Origin of the sequence: Acinetobacter defluvii (genome assembly GCF_001704615.3) — a bacterium.
Lineage (GTDB): Bacteria > Pseudomonadota > Gammaproteobacteria > Pseudomonadales > Moraxellaceae > Acinetobacter > Acinetobacter defluvii.
In genome coordinates this window covers 2134784-2157150 of record NZ_CP029397.2, presented here as the reverse complement: position 1 = coordinate 2157150, position 22367 = coordinate 2134784, and the positions used below count along the sequence as shown (strand labels likewise).

General features: G+C 38.3%; 31 protein-coding genes and 1 pseudogene. 16 read left to right on the top strand and 16 right to left on the bottom strand.

Annotated features, from left to right (window positions below):
* Positions 1-112: 112 nt before the first annotated feature.
* The 14 genes from DJ533_RS12745 to DJ533_RS12680 all read right to left on the bottom strand — a co-directional run bounded on the left by DJ533_RS12745 (position 113) and on the right by DJ533_RS12680 (position 9278).
* Positions 113-394, bottom strand: a complete 282-nt coding sequence (locus tag DJ533_RS12745; RefSeq protein WP_065992494.1) for a pyocin activator PrtN family protein — start codon at positions 392-394, stop codon at positions 113-115.
* Positions 394-948: a hypothetical protein gene (locus DJ533_RS12740; protein ID WP_228716478.1), complete on the bottom strand. Its 555-nt coding sequence runs from the start codon at positions 946-948 to the stop codon at positions 394-396. The genes DJ533_RS12745 and DJ533_RS12740 overlap by 1 nt, the downstream gene beginning before the upstream one ends.
* Positions 949-1005: 57 nt before the next feature.
* A complete protein-coding gene (locus tag DJ533_RS12735; protein ID WP_065992495.1) occupies positions 1006-1323 on the bottom strand; it encodes a hypothetical protein in 318 nt (105 codons plus the stop codon).
* Positions 1311-2825 carry a 3'-5' exonuclease gene (locus DJ533_RS12730; RefSeq protein WP_065992497.1) on the bottom strand — a complete coding sequence of 505 codons (1515 nt, stop codon included), beginning with the start codon at positions 2823-2825 and terminating at the stop codon, positions 1311-1313. Before DJ533_RS12730 ends, DJ533_RS12735 begins: the two co-directional genes overlap by 13 nt.
* 53 nt (positions 2826-2878) lie before the next feature.
* Positions 2879-3892 carry a RecT family recombinase gene (locus DJ533_RS12725; RefSeq protein ID WP_065992499.1) on the bottom strand — a complete coding sequence of 338 codons (1014 nt, stop codon included), beginning with the start codon at positions 3890-3892 and terminating at the stop codon, positions 2879-2881.
* A gap of 11 nt (positions 3893-3903) precedes the next feature.
* Positions 3904-4890: a YqaJ viral recombinase family nuclease gene (locus tag DJ533_RS12720; RefSeq protein WP_065992501.1), complete on the bottom strand. Its 987-nt coding sequence runs from the start codon at positions 4888-4890 to the stop codon at positions 3904-3906.
* Between the two features lie 10 nt (positions 4891-4900).
* Positions 4901-5434: a hypothetical protein gene (locus DJ533_RS12715; RefSeq protein WP_065992503.1), complete on the bottom strand. Its 534-nt coding sequence runs from the start codon at positions 5432-5434 to the stop codon at positions 4901-4903.
* Position 5435: 1 nt separating this feature from the next.
* The gene (locus DJ533_RS12710; RefSeq protein WP_065992505.1) at positions 5436-5651 is read right to left on the bottom strand and encodes a hypothetical protein; all 216 of its coding nucleotides are present in this window, start codon (positions 5649-5651) and stop codon (positions 5436-5438) included.
* A complete protein-coding gene (locus tag DJ533_RS12705; RefSeq protein ID WP_065992507.1) occupies positions 5648-6034 on the bottom strand; it encodes a hypothetical protein in 387 nt (128 codons plus the stop codon). Before DJ533_RS12705 ends, DJ533_RS12710 begins: the two co-directional genes overlap by 4 nt.
* 1 nt (position 6035) lies before the next feature.
* Positions 6036-6476: a hypothetical protein gene (locus tag DJ533_RS12700; RefSeq protein ID WP_065992509.1), complete on the bottom strand. Its 441-nt coding sequence runs from the start codon at positions 6474-6476 to the stop codon at positions 6036-6038.
* 93 nt (positions 6477-6569) lie between these two features.
* Positions 6570-7394: a DUF2303 family protein gene (locus tag DJ533_RS12695; RefSeq protein ID WP_065992511.1), complete on the bottom strand. Its 825-nt coding sequence runs from the start codon at positions 7392-7394 to the stop codon at positions 6570-6572.
* A gap of 53 nt (positions 7395-7447) precedes the next feature.
* On the bottom strand, positions 7448-7777 hold the full coding sequence (locus DJ533_RS12690; protein WP_010112842.1) for a hypothetical protein: 330 nt from the start codon (positions 7775-7777) through the stop codon (positions 7448-7450).
* Between the two features lie 161 nt (positions 7778-7938).
* Positions 7939-8523 (bottom strand): hypothetical protein, encoded by a 585-nt coding sequence (locus DJ533_RS12685; protein ID WP_065992513.1) that lies wholly within the window; start codon positions 8521-8523, stop codon positions 7939-7941.
* 29 nt (positions 8524-8552) lie between these two features.
* Entirely contained in the window at positions 8553-9278 is a 726-nt protein-coding gene (locus DJ533_RS12680) for an XRE family transcriptional regulator (RefSeq protein WP_065992515.1), read from the bottom strand.
* Positions 9279-9385: 107 nt separating this feature from the next.
* On the opposite strand from DJ533_RS12680, the gene DJ533_RS12675 reads away from it, so the two are divergent.
* The 11 genes from DJ533_RS12675 to DJ533_RS12625 are packed head-to-tail and all read left to right on the top strand — an operon-like array spanning position 9386 to position 14564.
* On the top strand, positions 9386-9613 hold the full coding sequence (locus tag DJ533_RS12675) for a Cro/CI family transcriptional regulator (protein ID WP_065992517.1): 228 nt from the start codon (positions 9386-9388) through the stop codon (positions 9611-9613).
* A gap of 8 nt (positions 9614-9621) precedes the next feature.
* Entirely contained in the window at positions 9622-9948 is a 327-nt protein-coding gene (locus DJ533_RS12670) for a hypothetical protein (protein WP_065992519.1), read from the top strand.
* A gap of 2 nt (positions 9949-9950) precedes the next feature.
* Positions 9951-10232 carry a hypothetical protein gene (locus tag DJ533_RS12665; protein WP_065992521.1) on the top strand — a complete coding sequence of 94 codons (282 nt, stop codon included), beginning with the start codon at positions 9951-9953 and terminating at the stop codon, positions 10230-10232.
* The gene (locus DJ533_RS12660; RefSeq protein ID WP_065992523.1) at positions 10229-10906 is read left to right on the top strand and encodes a hypothetical protein; all 678 of its coding nucleotides are present in this window, start codon (positions 10229-10231) and stop codon (positions 10904-10906) included. Before DJ533_RS12665 ends, DJ533_RS12660 begins: the two co-directional genes overlap by 4 nt.
* Positions 10903-11289, top strand: coding sequence for a zinc-finger-containing protein (locus tag DJ533_RS12655; RefSeq protein ID WP_065992526.1), 387 nt, complete (start codon positions 10903-10905; stop codon positions 11287-11289). Before DJ533_RS12660 ends, DJ533_RS12655 begins: the two co-directional genes overlap by 4 nt.
* Positions 11286-11843 (top strand): hypothetical protein, encoded by a 558-nt coding sequence (locus DJ533_RS12650; protein ID WP_081406068.1) that lies wholly within the window; start codon positions 11286-11288, stop codon positions 11841-11843. Before DJ533_RS12655 ends, DJ533_RS12650 begins: the two co-directional genes overlap by 4 nt.
* Positions 11840-12133: a hypothetical protein gene (locus DJ533_RS18930; protein WP_065992528.1), complete on the top strand. Its 294-nt coding sequence runs from the start codon at positions 11840-11842 to the stop codon at positions 12131-12133. Before DJ533_RS12650 ends, DJ533_RS18930 begins: the two co-directional genes overlap by 4 nt.
* Positions 12130-13119 carry a helix-turn-helix domain-containing protein gene (locus DJ533_RS12640; RefSeq protein ID WP_065992530.1) on the top strand — a complete coding sequence of 330 codons (990 nt, stop codon included), beginning with the start codon at positions 12130-12132 and terminating at the stop codon, positions 13117-13119. The genes DJ533_RS18930 and DJ533_RS12640 overlap by 4 nt, the downstream gene beginning before the upstream one ends.
* Entirely contained in the window at positions 13112-13690 is a 579-nt protein-coding gene (locus DJ533_RS12635; RefSeq protein ID WP_065992532.1) for a hypothetical protein, read from the top strand. The genes DJ533_RS12640 and DJ533_RS12635 overlap by 8 nt, the downstream gene beginning before the upstream one ends.
* On the top strand, positions 13687-14082 hold the full coding sequence (locus DJ533_RS12630) for a DUF1064 domain-containing protein (RefSeq protein WP_065992534.1): 396 nt from the start codon (positions 13687-13689) through the stop codon (positions 14080-14082). The genes DJ533_RS12635 and DJ533_RS12630 overlap by 4 nt, the downstream gene beginning before the upstream one ends.
* Before the next feature lie 23 nt (positions 14083-14105).
* The gene (locus tag DJ533_RS12625) at positions 14106-14564 is read left to right on the top strand and encodes a hypothetical protein (protein WP_065992536.1); all 459 of its coding nucleotides are present in this window, start codon (positions 14106-14108) and stop codon (positions 14562-14564) included.
* 203 nt (positions 14565-14767) lie between these two features.
* On the opposite strand, the gene DJ533_RS12620 is transcribed toward DJ533_RS12625, so the two are convergent.
* Positions 14768-15121, bottom strand: a complete 354-nt coding sequence (locus DJ533_RS12620; RefSeq protein ID WP_065992538.1) for a hypothetical protein — start codon at positions 15119-15121, stop codon at positions 14768-14770.
* 107 nt (positions 15122-15228) lie between these two features.
* On the opposite strand from DJ533_RS12620, the gene DJ533_RS12615 reads away from it, so the two are divergent.
* From DJ533_RS12615 to DJ533_RS19170, 4 genes and pseudogenes are all read left to right on the top strand, one after another.
* On the top strand, positions 15229-15915 hold the full coding sequence (locus DJ533_RS12615) for a hypothetical protein (RefSeq protein WP_065992543.1): 687 nt from the start codon (positions 15229-15231) through the stop codon (positions 15913-15915).
* Between the two features lie 88 nt (positions 15916-16003).
* Positions 16004-17668, top strand: a complete 1665-nt coding sequence (locus tag DJ533_RS12610) for a terminase (protein ID WP_065992549.1) — start codon at positions 16004-16006, stop codon at positions 17666-17668.
* A gap of 9 nt (positions 17669-17677) precedes the next feature.
* A complete protein-coding gene (locus tag DJ533_RS12605) occupies positions 17678-19981 on the top strand; it encodes a portal protein (RefSeq protein ID WP_065992550.1) in 2304 nt (767 codons plus the stop codon).
* Between the two features lie 268 nt (positions 19982-20249).
* Positions 20250-20627, top strand: a pseudogene (locus DJ533_RS19170) (Gp49 family protein); the annotation flags it as partial.
* A gap of 350 nt (positions 20628-20977) precedes the next feature.
* Here DJ533_RS19170 and DJ533_RS12595 read toward each other — a convergent pair.
* Positions 20978-21205, bottom strand: a complete 228-nt coding sequence (locus tag DJ533_RS12595; RefSeq protein ID WP_228716477.1) for a hypothetical protein — start codon at positions 21203-21205, stop codon at positions 20978-20980.
* 105 nt (positions 21206-21310) lie between these two features.
* Here DJ533_RS12595 and DJ533_RS12590 point away from each other — a divergent pair, with 105 nt between their 5' ends.
* The gene (locus DJ533_RS12590) at positions 21311-22357 is read left to right on the top strand and encodes a hypothetical protein (protein WP_065992553.1); all 1047 of its coding nucleotides are present in this window, start codon (positions 21311-21313) and stop codon (positions 22355-22357) included.
* Positions 22358-22367 lie beyond the last annotated feature (10 nt).

Here is a 22367-nt window from a genome sequence, read left to right as displayed (position 1 = left end):
TCGCCCCGATGGCAGGTGGGTTAGACTATTTATAATAATAATTTTAAATCAATGATTTAATGTTTTTTACGTGGCGTATGGCGTAGAATTGGCGTAAAAAAATGAGGTGAAATCAATTCACCTCACTCCAATTTCTTTGAGACTCTTTTTGCAGTGAATCCAACCAAGCTGCAACATCCGTTAAGTTTACAAAGTATTCAGATTTATTACCATCTACCTTAAATGCTGGGAAAGGTAGTTTACATTTAGCTGCTCGTTGTTTTGCAGCTGCCATATCTAAATGTGGCATGTAATCTTCAACAATATCTTTTAAGGCAACAACTGGTCTTTTATAACGCAGAATCAACATCATTGACGTGTCGATTTGGTCATTTCGATTGATAGCTACTCCCATTAGTCATCCTCCTGAAAATCATCAATATCAAAACGCCATTTTTCAATTTGACCTTTTTCGTCAATATTCATAATGATGTAATGGCCATAACCATTTTCAGCAGGGCATAGAGTTCTTGGAACATATCCATATTCTTGAGATTTAATGGTGTTACCAATTGAATCTACCAACTCCCAGCCACAGCCATCAACTACTTTAAAATGGATACTTGCAGTTTTCCCAATTTCCCAATTTTCAATTATGCCAGTAGCCACATTAATGACAGGACACCATAAATCACCATTTTTACAAGGTGTTCTGTCACCACTATCAGTATCTTCAACACCATTAATTGTAGAATCTTCCCAATATCGAACAGATGCTTTTACAATAACTTTTGCTGGTACTTTTGGTGTTGCACGTGCAATCCAAGATTTTTCGCTTACTTCAAACTCTCGATCTATTTGAGGGTTTTGTTTTAATATAAAGTCGGCTGGCAAGTTATTCGTTTGAATAAAATAATTAAGATGTGCTTTAAGTTCACTTTCTAAATCAAAATTTACATTTGTTTTCATCACAGCCACCATAATTCAAAGTTAATAAATAAAAATCCGTTCACTACCAACATAATTTCAAGCCACCAGATAACCCATTCCATGTGCTTCACCTTTAACAATATGCAGAATTTCCTTTTCTGCTTTTGCTGTGCAAGTCTGTTCAGGTGCACGAAGATGGTTTTCAAATTCAGCCCCAAGCTCATAGGCTGCTTGATTCCCTGAAAGGTCTGAGCCAACACGCACATAATGATGTGATTTTTTATATGCTCGTTGTGCTTCTCGAATTTTTGCTCGTGCCACAAAACCACCATCTAATTGCTTCACCTCATAATCCAATTTTTCTAACCAGATTTTGAAGCCTAAGAAGTTTTTCTGTTTAACTACTGGACGCATAAGGCATTTACCTCCGCTATTTTAGATGTGGATTTGTAGCCAATCCCTTTGAATAGAGGGTTTAAAGCAGAAATGTCTAACTGCTTTTTAGCACGTGTGGCAGCAACATATAAAAGTCGAGCTTCATCTTCAGTGAGGATTTTCTCTCCATCAGATACCGTTTCTTTATAGAAAAAGTCGCCACCCAATTTGACCTTGTTAAACTCTAAGCCTTTAGATTTATGAGCTGTGGTCACAATGCAGTCATAATCACTGGAATTACTTTTGTTTAATGCTTCAATTAAGGCATTTTCACCGACTTTATCAATCAGGCTCACCAACGGTTTTAGGTCATTTCCTGTGACTTCTTCGGTGTATTCAATAACTTCTTCCCAATTGCTAAAGCCTTCAAATACACTTCCATCATGGACTTTGATGCCAGCTTTGACTTTTTTGGCATCTTCAATGTTTCTGATTAAAGAGGCTGTATCCACTTCAAGTCGTGGTTCACGTCCAATTTTAACCAACTCCACCATATTAGAGAGGGCAGCAGCGTTGGTTCGATAAATAAATGCATCAGCAATGGCATCGCTAATTTCATTTACCTGGGAATCTATCTGTTCAAAACCACGTAATGGAATTTCTTCATCTAAAACATTGAATAAAATTTTATTGGCAAGATCTGCGATGTTTGCACCAAAACGGAATGACTGACTCAAGCGTGTTTCAGCAATATCTAGGGATTGCATGGCATTTACAGCACCACGAAATGCATAGATTTGCTGGTGACGATCACCAACATAAATGACCTGAGCACGTTGCTTACTCAAGACATTCAACATGATTGGATCAGCATCTTGTGCTTCATCAAATAAAATAAAGTCAGCATTAATGACAGGATTGCTCAGAGCCCAATATTTTAGGTAATGGTCATGTTCCAAGCGGTTCACACCTGTAGGGTTCAGAATATCATTCCAATAATCATGTGCCTTAGGTAAAAGAAGATTTGCCAATTCAGCACGATAGGTATCATCCATCCAGTCGGGCAGTGCAGCATAGACTTGTGAGAGTTGAATTTCGCTGTAATTAGATCGGCAGAAATATCCAACGGCATTCATCATGGATGTCGCCATACGTTTTGAATTAAACAATCGTTTCTGATCATCTTCACCACGTTGTTTAACCAATGCCACTGGTACTTGATAATTTTCAAGATCATAGCGTGATGCTAATTGAGCCGACATCAAGCGACGATTTTGAAGTTTATTGGTCAACCAACGTGGTACTGAACCGTAGGCGAGGCTATGAAAAGTACGACATTTTACGTTATGGTTAAATTTAGACTGTGCTTCTGTGGCAATGGCTTTGTTAAATGCCAAATACATGCCATGTTGGTGATGCTTTGCATTGCCGATTAATTTAAGGGTAGATGTCTTACCAGCCCCAGCGTATGCGGTAACTTTACAAGACTGACCATGTAATGCCATATCAATGGCATGTTGTTGTTCAATAGTTGGATTCATATTGCTATCTCACTATTGGTACCCTCGTATATGAGGGCACCACATGCCATTAGTTAAGGTGTAAGTTCTGCTGATTTACGTTCAAATAGTGCGCTAACTTCATCAATTTGTTCATCACTCATTGAACTTGTATTTGGTTCAAAACGTTCAGCCATAATTGAGTTGATTAATTCGATGGTATCAGCACTATCCAAATCAACGAGTAATTGCACATAATTTTTACGGTTGGCATACGCAGTAGAAATATCTGTTTTTGCAGGTTCGCCAAGATCGGCAGGAATTGTTTTAGCTAAAGCCTTTAATTCCTCAATTGTGCTTAGAGCATTAATTTGATGAATAAGACCTACAACATCGAACTCAGCTGCCATATCAATTACTTCAGCTTCTACTGCTGCTTCGCGCTCAGCCATTTGAGCTTTTAATCCGGATGCGCCTTGATGTTTTTTTACAGTTGATTGAACAGGGGTAACATCAAGTTCTTCACGTTCCATGAGTTCATCAGGTGTATAAACACCTAAGATTACGTCTGGTGTATATAAACGTGACCAGCGTTTGATAGCTAAATATGCAAGCTGTTGACGTGGATCGTTTACCCATAAAGGCGAATTACGTACAGTACCGACTTGCCCCATAGAAATATCAATTTCACGCGGACTATCCTCACCTTTTAATGTCGCCCAAACTTTTATACCACGATCCCAAGATTTATCATCTTTACCATTAACTTTGGACCAGTCACCATACCATTCAAAATGTAAACGCTCTTTTACTGGGGCGCGATTGGTAATAACAGCATTCACAAGTTGTGCTTCATACCCTAAAGCACCATTAATTTGATGAGTTTTTTGAGCTACTGCAAAAGGATCCATTTGCCATTGAGCTGACTGCATAATTATTGCTAAGCAGTCACCCTCATTTCCCTGAAGATGCTTAGGCACAGCGAATTTTGATGAAGCCATTACCTTAGCCATACGCTCAAAACGCGCCATGATTTCTTCATTCATCATGATGTCAAAAGCAGTTAAGTGGGCAATCTGACCATTTTGTGGGGTTGTTAATGCGTTCATAATAAAATTCCTTAAACTGTTTCTTTAAATTTGTTTGAAATACGGAAAACTCGGGTGCTGGAGGTTTTGCTATATTTCGCAAATAAATCAGGTTGTTCTTTTTTCAACAGCGTACTGTCGATACGAGTAGAGGATTGTTCTTTGTAGGTACAGATGGACTTGCCTTGGCTAATCATCATTTCCGCATCCTGCATCGTGGAGACGATCTTTAACTTGATTTCATCTTCACGAGCCTTGTCCGCTTTTTGGCGACCTTGAACAGTGATAAGTTCTTCAGCCAGCTTGATATGTTCAAAATCAGCTTCGACTTGTTTACCTACAACATGATTTGACCAACGATGTAAAACATCATCAAAACAAGTAGGATCGGGTGGCACATCAGCAATGACATGGTTGAACCAAAATGCTTTAACTTGTTTAAAGATTGATTCAATTAAATCGTCATCACGTTCAATGCGATACATGCGGAACTTATTGCCACCAATGAGAACGGCAAGGTGCCATACTTGGAAGCCTGTAAGTTTCATGTACCAAAGACATTGAGTAAGGTAATAATCTGGAATCTGATCTGTACCTTCTTCACCAAATAGCTTGGACAAATATTCCGAAGCTGTTTTACATTCCAAACCTTGGTCTGTTGTTAATTTTCCATCTTTAAAGAAAACACGACCTGCAATTTCAGGATTCACAACGGCACGGTCAATGTTCCCAATAGCCCAAGTTTCACCAAATTCTGCAAGTGATAGTTGCTGTGTAACACGCTGAACTTTCATACCTGAGCGACGTGAAAATTCTTTGGCAACAACATCTTCAAGCAAGTTGCCGAAATGGGCAGACTCATTTTGTGATTCTTTACGTTCGCCACGACCTGTTTTGTCTAACCATAATTGGTAAGGTGATTTGTACGGACTAAAACCAAGGATTGCAGCAACATCTGAACCACCGATACCTTTTTTACGACCTGCAAGAAATTGGTCACGATTAACTTGTGTATTCATAGCGTTATCCTTAATGAAAACTTACTGCGCCATTGACACAGGCGTACTCAAAAGCGGTTTTCCATTCGACATAAAGTTCATAAAAACGATCATCGACCTGTTTCGCATGTTCTTCAAAATCCATAAAATCCTGATAAAGCTTTTTACTGACTTCTGTGCCAATCACGCCTTCACAATCACTAAAACTTATTAATTCCCAAAATGCCCCAGAATCAGCTTTCCAAGCGCTTGTGGAATAAGGATGACTACTATCGCATTCACTTTCAGATGCAAGATAACCAGCAAGTTTGGCTAATTGCTCACGCCAATAGTTATATCCAATATAAGAGCCAGCTCTAAAACCTATTGAATCTTCAAATGTATAAAATAGGCTTTCATTTACATCTTTAGCTCTTTCTGCATAATGGTGGTTGATGCAAGGCTTGAAATAATTATTCCAATTTACCGTTTCACCAGTGTTCAGATTTACAACTTCATCTGTTTCTTCATCATATTGACCTGGAAAAGATTGAAGATTTTTATATGCAGTAATATCCAGTCCCATATCACACCACCTGATTTTCAGAGTATTTTGTAGAAAGCGGGCGATAATCATCACCAGCATTTAAACCACAGCTATTACATTTGATTTTTGGAATAACATTCCTGTGGTAATATTCATCGTCATACCCATCAACACTTTGGGTACTATTACAGTGCTCACACTCCAAAATGGCTGTAAAATCACGACGAATTTGAGAAGTAATCTTTTTGATTTTCATGCTCTAAATCCTCTACGTGAATTCATGATTTCCAAACGAATTGAACCTATTCCCACGTCTATAACTAATTCACGGAAATTTTCATTTGAGGTGATGCCAAATTTAAAAGCCCATCCACCACCAAAACGACCTGAACTTTTTACCTTGAATGGATTCCATCCCCAGAACTCACCGTTTTGCTGATCAAATGGTTCATATTTAGAAACCACATGCCAAGGAAAACCATGCATTCGGCAAATAACAGTTTTATTTCCAACATCGAATTCAAATTCGTTGTATTTGACAGGCTCACCAAATAATGCTCGGTATACATCAGCTTGAAGGCTTTTAGAGTGATCAATTGGTTCACTAGAAGCTGTTTTAATTTCAATTAAATCAAGCATATTAACCTCTCAATTTATTCAATTTCACAGCGATAGAGTCTTCAAGGGCATCATTGATTTTTACGAGTTCATAGCGATCAAGGTATGCATTGATTTCACCATCTTCATCACCGACCACTTCAGGTTCTAAGCGATCAATTTGAATGCCTACAGCACGATTAAAGCCGTTACCATCATCGAAACCTGAATAGTCAAAATTCACTTCGATGTAATACTGGTCATTTGCTGTTAATAAAGTTGCATGACAGTCATGTTGACAGTCGTTGTATGGTCCTAAGTCGAGCTCATCCACCTTGTAGATGTCTGATGCCACTGTGATTGGCTGCTGTTCTTCAACAGGTAGCTTGGCTGGTTGATACATTTGCACAGACGCTAAAACTGCTGTCATTGCTATTGCAGCACCTAAACCCAACAAAATTGATTTGAAATTTAATGAAACCATGTTCATAATCTCCTTATAGCGATTGCTATACCCCTGAAAAGAGCCCCGTCCTCGATCAAAATTTCGGGGCTTTTTATTGCTTAATTTTTAGTTTTAAGCGGAAAAGGCACCAATACGGACAGGGTTTTCTGGAAGCAAGGCAATCACTTTTTCTTTGAATTCTTGAATAATTTCATTACGCAAGAGTTCTTCTTTAACGATTTGCAGTGCAAACGATGGCTCACCATCTGAGCTGTTTACTACAAGACGTAAACGAATTGTTTTGTCATCAAGACCAACATAAGCTGGATCAATGATTTCAAAATAGCTTGGTAATTTCCCTGCTGTGCTAGAAGCTTCAACTTTGTCAAAGACAGAGCGAGTTTCTTGCATGTTTGATACTGACGAGTCAGTCGTTGAAGATGCGCCAACTTTCATGTTGCGAACGGCATTAATTGCTTCCGCAATATGGATAGTTTCACCAGTTTCACTTGTTGCAGCGAATACACTTGCCCAATCTTCAAGCAATGTTGCAAAACGCTTTTGATTGAGTTTGTTATCTTTAAGTTGATTGAGCTTTTCCCACACTACAGTTGGTTCAAGCTGTAATACCGCTTTATGGTCACAATGACCTTGAGCCAATCCAACAACTTTGAAGTTTAAAATTGCCGTTGCAGATACATTTTTGTGGTCAACAAATACAGGGGCATAAACTTTTACTTCAGGAACAGAATTTTCAGACTGTGTATTACCTAAAACATAACTTTTAAAATCATCAAAAGATGGAGTTTTCAAGACACCACGTGCACGGTTACGACCAGCTTGAAATTGTTCTAAATCATGAACTTTGAAATTTTCGTGAATAGCAACAAGTTGACCACGAGATAAATCATTTACAGGTAACGCAAGTTCAACGATTTCTTTAGCATAGTTTTCCATTTTCAATACCTTATGGATGGTTGGTAAAATTGTTGTAATGAGAAGGGGGCTGTTTAAGCGTCTTCAGTGAATAATTGGCTTGTATGGTTGGCGAACAAAGTGACATCACCACCAGCATTCAAATGCATTGGAGTTTTTGAGGTGGTGTCCTCTGCACGTTTACCTTTTGCTGTTGGTTCAACAAAAGCGAGTGTGTGTGCAATTTCGACCTGGCTTGAATCACCGATACGAGCAATATCAAGCGTGATTTTGATTTGACCTTTTTTGTTGTGCTGAACAGCACCTTGAGAAACCATGCTGATAGCTGCACCTAATTGGTTAGCAAAGGTTCCTGCACCTAAGTCAGCAACAAATTGCTGTGCGTTGGTTGGTTTGGTAGACATAAGATTCACCAAGTTTGGTTGTTGTTGGTGATTTAAATATTAGGCAAACCTAATTATTTAGTCAATAGGCATTCCTAATTTATTTTTAGGATTACCTAATTTTTTTGTATTTGATAAAAAAAACCTGCATTAATGCAGGCTATGATTGTTAAGTGTTTAGTCTATAAAAAAGAATCTATAATTTTTTTTATTAAAGTTAATTTTTCAATATCGTTAGGTAGCTTATTGAATTGTTTATATTTTTTATAAGCACAAGAATATGCTTTTATATGAAGAAATGAAAAATAGATTAAGTGAATGATAACGCCAACCAAGAATGAATAAAAAGCCGTCAATATGAAGCCTAAAAATATGTTTTCACTAAAAAATTTTAGTATAAAAAATAATGGAAAAATCAAACTCATTGAAAGTATGTAGCAAAACTTTGTTTTTGGGCGATGGCTTGTTCGCTCCCTTACTTCATCTTTAATTAGTTTTTTAATATTATTTTTTATTTCTAATTTCAATAATTTACGATTTTGATAATGATCATGTTTAATTATTAATAATTGGAGTAGATTCAATATCCTAACAATAATTTTGATGCTAATTAAAAATATTACTATGCCCAATACGATTGTAAGGATAATTGCACTTAAAAAATCATTTCCTGAAGATACATAATCATCATCATAAACACCATAACGATCCGCAAATGCTTGAAATGAAAAAAGCATAAGAAAAAGCAAAGTTATACTTTTTTTCATGATCCACCTTACAATTTAATTAATTGCAATTACCATTTTTCTAATTTTGAAATCTGCCAAACCCAACCAATAATTTCAAATTGTTGAGAGACTCTTTCTTCTGCTGTTAGTTCAATTTCTTTATATTCTTCTGAATTATCAGATAACAATCGGATTCCACCAAAGGGTAGATTATATAAACGTTTGCAGTAATGAAGCCCACCTATACAAATCACATAGATACGACCATCTTTAACCTCTTTGCGACCAAGATCAATGTGGATTGTATCGCCATCATTAATGGTTGGTGTCATTGAGTCACCTGATGCAGTTGCTGCAACTGCATTAGATTCTGTGATTGCTAAGTTACGTAAAGTCGCTTTGGACATTCTTAATTTACGTCTTTCATTAGCAATAGCTTCATTAAATGAACCATCACCACAAGCAAAAGAAAAATCTTTGAAAAATGGAATTTCTACTTCGTCATCATCTACTGAAGTATTACTATCCCATTCATTTACTTGGGTGAATTGAGGATTAATTTCACCATCTGGTTTAGGTGAACCTTTGCCAGTTGCGAGCCAAATAGGATTTACATTCAAGTGATGTGCAGCACGTAGAAGATTTTCACCTTCCATTGTTTTTGATTTACCAGAAAGCCAGTCACTTACAGATGGTGGCTTAACACCAACAGCACGAGCAAGTTCTACACCCTTAATTTTTTTAGGTGGTAAAACTTCCATTGCATATTTCAGTCTTTCAGCAAGTGTCTTCATAAATAACTCTCAAATCATTAGGAAATCCTAACATGAATAAAATTAGGTGTGCCTATTGATTATTTATAAGGAATGCCTAATAATTGCTTTTGTTATAGGAGAGCAACATGAATGACAACCAACTTATAGAAGCCCTTGGTGGATGTAATGCAGTTGCACGGCTTTTAGGTATCACAGGACCTTCAGTGAGTGGTTGGAAAGCTATTCCAACTGACAGAAAAATCCGCCTAGCTGTGATTGCGGAAGATCGTGGAATCTGCACACGTAAAGACCTTTTCCCAGAAGATTATCAGGACATTTGGATTGAACTAAGAGAGCCTGAACGAATTCAATAGGTGAACCTATGGAAACAAAAATAATGTTTGTATTCAGCAAAAAACTGTTGGCACCCATGTCAACACGTGTACCGCTGGAAGTCCAAGAGATCATTGATACTTTGGCTGAAAGCCAAGGTAGTGATCGTGCGAAGTGGTTAAGAGATGCCATAGATAAAAAGATCGAACTGGAGACAGGTCAATCATCATCTGAGCATGTAGAAAAATCAAAGAATACAACGTCTACAAGCGTATTCACGAATGTATGCAGAAATTTAAAAAGTTTTTGGCAGGCATTAAAAAAGCCCGATGTATCAGATCGAGCTTCTAGTATTCATCAACATTCAGGTAAATGAACATGAGTAATTTAACAGAACATAAGTGCGCTGGCAAATGTCCAGAATTTAAAGGGGAGCAGTGCCATCACTGTTTGATTCAGCAAATTGAAAAACGTGAGTTTGAATTGGGCGGTGCACCTGATAGTGCGTATTGCATTGGTATTGATTTAGCTGCTGATGGGGAAGATAAGTCGGTTGAAATGGCTTATTGCGTAATCTCTAAAAAATACTGTACCTGCCCAAACGGTGTTCAGATTTGCTTACATGAACATGGTGGTGCAGTGGTGGAGGTGCAACCATGAAAGAACGTCCGATTCTATTTAGTGCTCCAATGGTCACTGCAATTTTGGAAAGTCGCAAGACTCAGACTCGTCGTGTAATAAATCCACAACCTGAAGGTAAAACCTTGCAGAGTAATTTGGATGGAAAGTGGTTAAGTAAAAAATTCAATGGATTATTGCTTCCTAAAATTGAGGATTTACCAATTCATTGCCCATACGGAAAAATAGGTGATCATCTTTGGGTGCGTGAAACTTGGTCAACTGTAAATTTATACGGTGAAATAGCACTTGCTTATAAAGCTGATTGTGAAGTTACACGTGTTGTAGAAAATGAAAGTTTTCAAGATGAAGATGGATTAATTAATTACGACGATCCACGATTAGAAAAATATTCATTTGCAGCATGGGCTGACGATCTTCTTGAGGGTAAAGAAGGCAACTGGAAACCATCAATTCACATGCCACGTTGGGCATCACGTATTTTGCTCGAAATCACAAATATTCGTGTAGAACGACTTCAAGACATATCTGAATCAGACTGTTTAAAAGAAGGTGTTGGATCACCAATCTTACGTGACTGCAAAAAGCCTAAATTTATGCAGTTATGGGAAGCAATAAACGGTGCAGATTCTTGGGCTGCAAATCCATGGGTATGGGTTGTTGAATTTAAGGTTGTTAAAGGTGGTGCTGTATGAAAAATCCAATCTGTCCATACTGCAACAAAGAGTCTGATGGAGTAGATGGCACAGCCATTTATCCTCATAGACCTGACCTGTCACATAAATGGTTCTACCAATGTGAGCCTTGTGATGCCTATGTTGGTTGTCATCCTGGTACTAAAAATTCGCTTGGTCGATTAGCAAATGCTGAACTTAGAAAATGGAAGTCTATAGCACATCAAGCGTTTGATCCGTTGTGGCGTGATGGACATATGAAGCGCAAAGAAGCCTATAAAGCTTTGGCTGAAGTAATGAATGTTCATCCAAATGACTGCCATATCGGAATGTTTGATGTTGATCAGTGTAAAAAAGTTTATTCAATTTGCATGAATAAGCAAATCAAGAAGGTGACAGCATGATTGAAAAAATCACTCTCACCAAGCTTGGTGAATACAATGGCGATTGGGCTTTCGTTTATATCGAGCCAAATAACGCTTATTCAGATTGTGGTGGGCGTATCACAGTAAATATTAGCGATGATTATATTGGCTCATATTTCTTTTCAAACTGTGGCACAGAAACTTTTGAGCAATTTATTGCAAGACTCGACCCTAGCTATTTAATAAATAAGCTTTTCCAAACAGCCCAAAATATTGATGTTGAAAGTGGTAATGAACTTTTTGAATGCATTATAAAAAATGACATGCTTTGGATGATCAAACTTGCCCGCAACAATACTATTTCTAAAGACGAACTTCGTGAATTGTATGAAGAATTAAAAGAACATGAGTTTAGAGATATCGGTGAATTGTCTTGTATGATTGATTCAGATGCTTATGAAACGATGTCTAAAATTTTCTGTGATGATTGGTATTACGATGGCGGTTTTAAAAAGCCTAACCACATATACGAACGTCAAAAAAACGTGATTCAGGCTGTAATTTCTCATTTTAAAAATGAGGTGCAGTCATGATCGATAACACCTCAATTCTCGCCCTAACTGACATTATCCAATTGCCTGAAGCTGAACGCTTACAGGCAATCAAGGATAAGTTTTCAGCAAAATCACATGATGAATTACACTGTAAAGGCATGGTGATTCTATGTGGATATGAACATCCAATTTATGAAGCATTGAAGTGGAAAAAAATTAAAAAGTCTGTTGCCGCTGCTGGCCAGTCAGGTTCCGTTCAACGTGAGGAAGTGCTTTGGATTAATCCACAAGCTGAAAATCAACAAGATTTATTTAGCGAGGTGGTATGAGCAATTTCAACTTTGTAAAAGCTGTACGTCAAATCTCGATGCCACCAACAACCAAGTTAGTGGCAATCACTTTGGCTACATACGCTGATTATGAAACTGGTGAATGTTATCCATCTATTCAAACGCTCATGGACGATACAGGACTATCAAATCGAGCAGTGGGTTTACACATTAAACACATCGAAAATTTAGGAATATTGGTTGTAGATCGTTCAAATGGTCGTCGATCTTATTACCGTTTTGATGTGGAAAGTCTCACAAAAGCAGTGACTCAGGGTCACTACTCGGATAATAAAAGCAGTGACTCTGGTAACAATACCAGTGACTCTGACGACAGTGAACCAGTGACTCTCACGCAACAACCAGTGACTCTCACGCAACAACCAGTGACTCTGGTGCAAAAAGCAGTGACGCAGGGTCATACTAACTACCAAGAACAACCAATAGAACAACCAATAGAACGTAGTAGTAATACGCACGAAGAAAAAATTTCACTACCGCCAGTTCAATTTGTTCAGTACCACAATTTTGATCTTGCAAAAATCTCAGTGATCGAACTTGGTCAGAAATATTCAACATTGAAATCTGATTTCATCGAATTGTCTAAACCTAGACACCCTGATCTTGATCAACACGATCTTGAAAACTTGTTTGATGAATTTGGAGATTGGTTTGCATCACCGAATGATTACGGTAAGCAATCTTTCAAGACAGCACAGAAGTGGGCTGTAGCGTTTCTGACATGGGTAAACAACAACAAGCATAAACTTATCAACCGAAAGGCGAAAAATAGCGTCACTGAGCAATCAGGACGAAATAAACCTATCCAAACACCATCTGCATACCAAGCTAAACAGGAAAATGTAAATCGTTGGTTGCGTTATGGTCAAAAAGTCCGTGAAGAACAACATCAGGAATCATCAATTATTGATGTGGTACCTGAACCCCCAAAGAGCTTTCTGATTGAGGAGGTGGGTCATGCGTGAGTTCACCATTACTGAAGCACGTCGTTTAATTGACAAAATGCGTATTCGTTACGGTAAGAAATTTACAGATTTTTGGGCAGCAGTTGATGAAGCTGATCTTGAACAGGCAATGATTGAGGACTTTTCAGGATTGACAGTTCAGCAGCTGGAAAATGGGTATAACCGTATGCTCCATGAACCATGGCCACCATGTATTCAAGATTTTAAGATTTGGTGTTTACAAGGTTCACATTGGCTCACTGAAAATGAAGCATGGCAACAAGCATTAGCATACGAGAAATCGAATCAGACGATCTCAATCAGTGTACATGTGCTCAAAACCATTAAAGAATTTAAGAAAGGTTTTGATGAATTAAATCCACGTGCTGAATCACAGTCAAAAGCATTTAAGGATATGTACGTTCGTATCGTTTCAAATGCGAAATTGATGGGAGATGTTCAAGCATTCACTGATCCAGTTGGAGCATTAAAAGCACCTAAGGAAGATGAGAGAAGAATCACCACCTGTCCACCTGAATTGATGGCTCAGGTGAAGGGTATTAATAAAAATTCTAATGCAGGTAGAGCATGACAAATTATTTATCACAATCTCAAATTAAAAGACTGGTCCATCAACGTGACAACAAGCCTAAACAGCCAAAGTATGGGAATCATAAAGTTGTCGTTGATGGTGAAAAAGTTGCTGATTCACAGCATGAATATCGTCGTTTAAATGATTTAAAGGTCTTACAACGTGCAGGTGAGATCAAAGATTTACAGACTCAGGTTCGATACAACTTGATACCAGCACAGGTGATTTGTAATAAAAAAGAGCGTGGTACGGATTACATCGCAGATTTTGTGTATTGGACCAAGGATGATCAGTTGATTTGTGAAGATGCCAAAGGTCATAAAACTGCGGATTACATCATCAAACGTAAGCTGATGAAGTTGATTCACAATATTGATGTGGTTGAAGTTTAAGTGTGATTAAAGGGGAAGTGATTATGAAATCGAATGCGGAAACAATTCTTGAGGCAATTGAAGATTTGCATAATCAGGAGCAGATCGTCACACGTGAAACTTTGTCGCAGCTTACAGGTTTAAAGTTATCGATCATTGATGATCGTTTAAGCCATCTTGTCGATAGTGGTCAGATTATCCGTGTACAGCGTGGTGTATTCATTCCAGCCCCTAAACATCGTCCATCTCGTATTATGTCCAAGATGGTTTTACCTGATGGTACCGTTAAAATTGAAATTGGTGATGATCAGATTTTGACATTAACACCACGTGAAGCACGCAACCTCGGCAATCTTATGGTTGCTGAAGCAATGCAATATGCAAATATTGAAATGGGTCATCATATGGCAATACTTCAAAGTGAAGTTTCAGGTCAAGTGCGTAAATTATCGAAGCAAGTAGGGGATTTATTGGATGTTGGGAAGCAGGGGGAGCTTTTATAAGCTCTCCTGATCATAGTAAGAGGTAACTTCATTAAAAACTGAATTCAATTCATATTTAACTTTAACCTTATACTTATTAAAAGTTTTGAAATTTTTTGATTCTAAATCAAATATTTCTACTGAGTAAATTTTACAATTGTAGGTTTTAACTATATTTGAAAGGTAATTATTGATATCTCTTTCTAATGTACGAGAACAAGAATTTAAATGATAAAAGTGTTCTGAAGCCACTGAGTTACTTTTTTTGTGAATTTTACGCCTTTATAATTTGCTTGTTCAGTTTTTCTACTTAGATATTTTTTTAAATCTCCACCTTTTGAAATTTCTTTAGATAATTTGTAAAAGTCTAATTTATGCTTATCTGGGACAATGAATGATGCAGAAATCGAAACTTTTCTTGGTTGTTGTCTTATCGATTTACTAAGAAAATTTTGCAGTTGTATGAAGTATGATATTTCTGGTTTAGTTTTAACTCCTAAATTAAGGAGTTCTTCTTTTGCCCAATTATTAATAGCATTGGATGCATCTTCAAAAGTAATCTGATTTTTCATAGTCATTAGAAAGTAGCTAAATTTTAAAAATATTATAACTTAGTAACCCCCTCTAAGGTTAGACCTCCCCATCTATATACATGATCATTAAACCAATATGAGGTTTGGTGGTTATGACTGAAAAAAGACAGAAAATCGACTACGAAAGAGTTGAACGTGGATGGAGAGCTGGGATTCTCAGTCCACGTCAATTAGCTGCTGCCTATGAAGAAGAAACAGGGCAAAAAGTTTCTCATGCTGCAATTATCAAACACTTCAATAAACTTGGTGTACCAAGGAACTTAGCAGAAAAGATTAAAGCCAAGTCTGATGCAATGGTTACGCAAGCAATGGTTACGGAGCAGGTTACACCTGTAACCATTAAACGTGACCAAGAAATTATCGAAGATGCAGCAACTCAATTGACCTATGTTCGATTGAATCAACGTAAAGATATACAACGTTCACGCAAGATTGCTATGAGTCTTTTCGATGAGCTTGAAATGATGGTCGGTCAAGAGAATGTCAAATTGCTGGAAATGTTGGGTGAGCTTATGTGGTCACCAGATGATAAAGGCAATGACAAAGTAAATGATCTTTACATGAAGATTATCTCAATGCCTGGTCGTGTGAAGTCGATGAAAGATTTAAGCGACACACTCAAAACATTGATTGCTTTAGAACGCCAAGCATTCGGACTTGATGATGAGAACAATAAACCTGTTGATGCACTGACCGCATTACTTGAACGAGTGAGCACGGGAAATAGTTCTGCGTTTAAACCAATTGCGGATGATCCTGAATATGGAGCATCTACGTGAATGGAACGACTAATCACCCACACCAAAACATTTTCATTCACGTACACGCTTCAAAAATGCACCAATATTGTGCAAAATGGAGTAAAAATTGATTTATAACACTAACTTACAGCCACTACCGACCAATGCCGAGGAGCTTGAACGCTGCTTGGCAGACCCTGTTTGGCGTATTTTTAGTGGCTGTTTATATAAGATCAAAATTAAAGGTGATGACTTTGTAAATGAGTTCGGGCAAGTGGAAGAAGCCCCAACATTTGAATTACCGTTCCAGCCTAATGATGCACAGAAGAAATTCTTAAATCGGTTGTGGTACCGCAATATTATTTTAAAAGCGCGTCAGTTGGGTTTTACTACGCTGATTTGTGTTCTATGGCTTGATCATGCGCTTTTTAATGCTAACCAAAACTGCGGTATTATCGCTCAAGATTTACCAACCGTTTATAATATATTTAAAGATAAGATTAAATTTGCGTACGATAATTTACCGCCTGAGATACGTGAACGTTTCCCACTTAAAACATGCAATAAATCAGAGATGGAGTTTGAGCACAATGGTTCAACCATTCGTGTAGCCACTTCATTTCGTTCAGGTACTATTCACAGATTACATATTTCTGAGTTTGGTAAAATCTGTGCTACTGATCCAGCCAAAGATGATGAAGTAATCACAGGTTCCATACCTACTGTGCCGACCAATGGTGTACTTGTTATTGAATCTACTGCTGAAGGTCGTAGTGGTTCATTCTATCCAATGGTGCAAACAGCACAGTCGAATTATGCTGCACGTAAAAAATTAGGTCTCAAGGATTATAGATTTCACTTCTATGCTTGGTGGCAGGAACCTAAATACAGAATTGATTCTTCAACCATTAGAATTTCACCTGAAGATCATGAATATTTTGATGAGATACAAGAAAAAGTTAAGCAATTTATGGGGTTGGATTGTTACATTGATCCAGATCAACGTGCTTGGTGTGTCATAACTCGTGATAATGATCTTAAAGGTGATCAGTCAAAGATGTGGCAAGAATATCCATCATTCCCAGATGAAGCTTTTCAGGTCGCCAAAGACGGCAATTATTATGCAAAGGATATGCTTGCGCTACGAAAGCGTGGTGGTATATGCCAGGTTGAAGTTCTTGATTTACCCGTAAATACATTTTGGGACATTGGAAATAGTGACGGTTGTTTTATTTGGTATCACCAAATGATTAACCAACAAGATCGTTTTATTAATTGTTATGAAGCACATGGTGAAAATCTTCAACATTATGTAGCTGAACTTACCAGTCATGGTTATGTATTTGGTACGCATTATTTACCTCATGATGCAGCACATCAACGCTTAGGTGATTTTAATAAATCCACATTAGAACAATTACAGGATTTGTTACCTGGTCATGAATTTGTGATTGTTCCTCGCATTACCCTGTTAAACACAGGCATTCAATTAACACGCAAATGTATGAAAAATTATTGGTTTGATGAAAAACGCTGCAAGTTAGGTATTGAAAGAATTGAAGGTTATCAGAAGAAGTTTTCTCAAAGTGAGAAACGTTTTATTGATGCGCCAAATAAAGCAAATGGCTGTAGTGAAGGTGCTGATGCATTAAGGCAACATGCTCAAGCTAAAGAATCAGGTTTGCTTGGTGATTACGTCTATACGGCTAGTCTTAATGGTATGAATCAAGGTACAACACATCAAAATCCACATGGTTATGTCGAAGCACCTCCGACAGATTGGCGTTTATAAGGAAAAGCTATGTTTACTCAAGAAGATACAGCTACAAGTGAGCAGATTAGCGATGATGATACGCTCAGTCTGGAAGAATTGACGGAGATCATGCACGAAATAGAGGAACAACCTCATTGGCGTCACATCGCAGATAAAGAGATGGATTATGCAGATGGCAATCAATTAGATACAGATTTGCTTAATCGTATGCAACAGATTGGTATTCCACCAGCAGTAGAGGACAGAATTAGTCCAGCTTTATTGTCGATTATGGGTTATGAGCTACAGACTCGTACTGATTGGCGTGTAAAAGCCAATGGTGAAACTGGTGGTGATGATGTTGCTGATGCCTTGAACTATAAATTAAATCAAGCTGAACGATTATCTAAAGCTGATAAGGCATGTAGTGATGCTTTCCGTCCTCAAATTTCATGTGGTTTAGGATGGGTTGAAGTAAAACGTGAGCAAGATCCATTTAAATATCCTTATCGTTGTGTTGTAGTTCATCGTAATGAAATTCATTGGGATATGAAGTCTACTGAACCAGACTTATCTGATGCACGCTGGTTACGTCGTACACGCTGGGTTCATCCTAAACGATTGATGAGTGCTTTCCCTGAACATAAGGAGCTAATCCAAACAGTTGGTCGATATGGTGGTTCATGGTGGCAACAACCTGATGTATTGGATGGTGGAGCAAGCACAGGCTTACAAAATGCTTGGCTTGATGCACGTTCATGGACAATAAGTGAAAACTATTGGTATAACCCAACCTCAAAAGAGATAAACGTTACTGAGGTTTGGTACCGTCGTTGGGTGCGTGTACCAGTTTTAAAGTTCAGTGATGGTCGTATCGTTGAGTATGACATCAATAACATGGCTCATGATTTGGCAATCTATCAAGGTGTTGCACGTGTAGAGCAGGCCACCATATCAAAGTTACGTCGCTCATATTGGCTTGGACCACACCTTTTACATGACAGTCCTTCACCATATTCACACCATTATTTTCCTTATGTACCGTTTTTTGGGTTCCGTGAAGATAATACTGGCATACCGTATGGTTTTGTTCGTGGCATGAAGTATAGTCAAGACAGCATTAACTCTGGTATCTCAAAACTACGTTGGGGTATGAGTGTTACACGTGTTGAACGTACCAAAGGTGCAGTGGCTATGACAGACGAACAATTACGTCGTCAAGTTGCACGTCCTGATGCTGATATTGTATTAGATGCAGCACACATGGCTAGATCTGGTGCAAGATTCGATGTTAAACGTGACTATGAGTTATCACAGCAACATTTCCAACTGATCAGTGATAATCGTGCTGCCATTGAGCAAGTCAGCAACATTACTTCGGGGTTCCAAGGTAAAAAGGGTAATGCGACTTCTGGCAAGCAAGAGCAGTTACAGATCGAGCAGTCAAACCAGACCTTAATGAAGATGATGGATAATTTCCGTGAGGGACGTACCCTTATGGGAGAAATGCTATTATCAATGATCGTTGAGGATATGGGAAATCAGCAACAGACCATCATTATTGAAGGTGATGCGGTGCGTGAAGATCGTACAGTTGTTATCAATAAACCTGAGGTTGATGAACATGGTTATCCTTATGTGAGTAATGATGTTCAACGTACACGCTTGAAAGTTGTACTTGATGATGTTCCAAGTACCAGCACATTCCGAGAACAACAGCTTAATGCCTTGTCTGAGATTGTTAAATCCTTACCTCAAGAGGTTCAAGTTGCAGTATTGCCTTACGTGATGGCATTGACTGACATTCCGTTCAAGAAAGATATTATTGAATCTATTCGCCAAGCTACGCAGGCACCGACACCAGAACAAGTTGAACAACAAATCAAAGAAGCGGTTGATAGAGCACTTGCCGATGCTGGTATTGATCTAAAACGTCGTGAACTTGAACTTAAAGAACGTAAAGCAGTAAGTGAAATTAAGGAAATTGATGCACGTTCAGTACAAATTGGTGTACAAGCTGCATATTCAGCAATGCAAGGAGGTTCACAGGTAGCAATGATGCCACAGATTGCACCTATTGCTGACGAGATTATGAAAGGTGCAGGTTATCAGCGTCCTAATCCTGGTGGTGATGATCCTAATTTTCCAACCGCAGATCAGACTGCAGCACGTGATGTACGCTCACCATATTTAGAAGGTGAAGGGGCACAGTTAGGAAGTGAGGGGCTGGCAGAGGTGCAACAGAATACAAGTCCAATGAACCCACCAGTACCACAGCAAGGTTCCACTGGAATGCAAGGGATTGAGACTCCACGAACCAATGACAACATGCCCCCTGTAAGGCAAGAGTAATTCTCATTGTTCACAGATACTAAGGCAGTCAAATCGACTGTCTTTTTTATTGGAATTTATTATGACTGCTCAAATTACTTTACAACTTGATCCAACCACTGACACTACTGGTAATGCTGAACAGGTTGCACGAATGATTGGCGTTAGTGCGTGGCATATTTCAGGTGATTACTTGGTTGTCGAAAATCCATTACTTGATTATCGAGTGACAAATAATGAAACTTATAGCCATAAGACAGATCGTATTCCTAATGGTGCAGTCGTGATTTTGGTTCAGGAAGAACCCAAGACAGTAGAACAACAAATTGAGCAAGAAATTCAATCTAAAAACTTAAATGCGCCACGTTTAACTCCTGCTGATATTGATGCCACTATCGTTGACGAATATTACTTTACAGCAGCGCAAGGCGTTGGGAACAATTGTAATGGTTATGATGCTATGGGGTTTCATAGTGTACTTGGTACACTAACATTTTGCGTATTAGTTCTTAAAAATGGATTTACAGTCACAGGTGAATCAGCGTGCGCAAGTCCTGAAAACTTTGATCCTGAAATTGGCAAAAAGGTTGCTCGTGAAAATGCTCGCAACAAAGTATGGATGCTTGAGGGTTATTTATTGAAAGAAAAATTAAACCATCAAATTAAAATCCAAGAACATTTTGCAAGCCAAGGTGTGGATGCTGGGAAGTTGCAAGACAGCCCTATAGTTTCTGAATTTCCTGAATTAGAAATTAAATATAGTGATGCTGTTAAATCCACCGATCCTACAAATGATAACCAAGCATGTGCCAGTGGTAATGTTGGTGAATGCATTCATCGAACTAAACTTTTAAATAATCGTGAAAATGCATACTTGCTTACTCAATTATTGAGTTTACCAAATATCAATAATGATTTACGCAAAAAAGCTGAAGCCAAAATGACTTCATTATTAGATGAGTTGATTTAAACCTATCGAATTCGATACCTTTAAACCAGCATTAATATGCTGGTTTTTTATTTCTTGATTTTCCATTCAACAGCATGATTTCCATTTTCGCAATCATGGCTCACACATTCACCTTTATTATTGACCTGAATTACACCACAACCTTCACAAATAACATTTGCTAGATAGTTAGGTTTACATTCATTGATAAACCCATTACTCATTCCATATTGTTTGGAACATTGAGCACAATATTCTGCCATTAATCCTACCCCCTGTAAGGCTAACGACATCATATATAAATCCTAGACACTTGTCTCATGTTGAGCAATCAACAGCTAAACGCTAGATAACTCTAGCCATTCGCCTTTGCGGTCACAGCGATAAGTGATAGGACAGACATGGATATTACAGAGCAACAAAATGAGTTGATTGAAGCTAACGGTGGTAAAGCATCACCTGAACTTGCAGCGCAGCTTTTAGAGCAAGCGTTAAATGGCGATACCGCAAATGCGGAAAATGGTAGTCAGCCAGCAACTACCCAAGTTACAGAAGAAAATACCCCAAAAGTTGAAGGTCAAGACGGTACGCAACAACCAGCTGATACACAACAAGCACAACAGCAACAACAGGTCGATGAAAGCCAGTTAAATGCTGAAAATGCTGTGATCTTAGCTAAAGACGGAAAACACACCATTCCCTATGACAAGTTAGTGGAAGCACGTAACGGTGAAAAGGAATGGAAGCAAAAGTTTGATGAAGCTCAACAACAGTTGGCACAACTTCAAGCTGATGCACAGGAACGTAAAGATAACGGACAGGCTCCAACTACACAGGACAACCAAGCAAATATCGCACAACAAGCGATTGATCAGGGTGTAGACCCTGCAATCTTTGGGGATTTTAGCGAGAAAGATTTGGCTGCTGGTATTCAGAAACTTGTTAATTCACAGGTTTCAACTTTGGTGCAACAGCAATTACAAACTGCTTTAGCTCCAATTCAGCAACAACAGCAGGTCAGTGTAGAGCAAGCCCATTTTAACGAAATCTTTACAGCACACCCAGATGCAGAATCTATTGTTGAATCGAAAGAATTTAATGATTGGAAGAATGTACAACCAAGTTTTCTGAAAGATGCGTATGAAACAGTTTTGGATAAAGGTTCAGCTGCTCAGGTGGTAGAACTTCTAGGATTGTATAAGTCGAATACCCAATCAGGTCAACAAGCTGCTCAACCTGCCAATGATGCAGTAAAGGCAGTAGCGCAAAAAGCTGTGAGTCAGGCTCAAACACCACCACCGAACAGTCTGAGTGATTTGCCTGCTGGTAGTCCTGCTGGTGTTTCTCGTGATGAGCGTTTGGCAGCAATGTCGCCAGCGCAACTTGCAGAGGAAATGCAAGGATGGACACCCGACCAAGTGGAGCAATTTCTCAATAGACGTGTTTAAACATACGTGA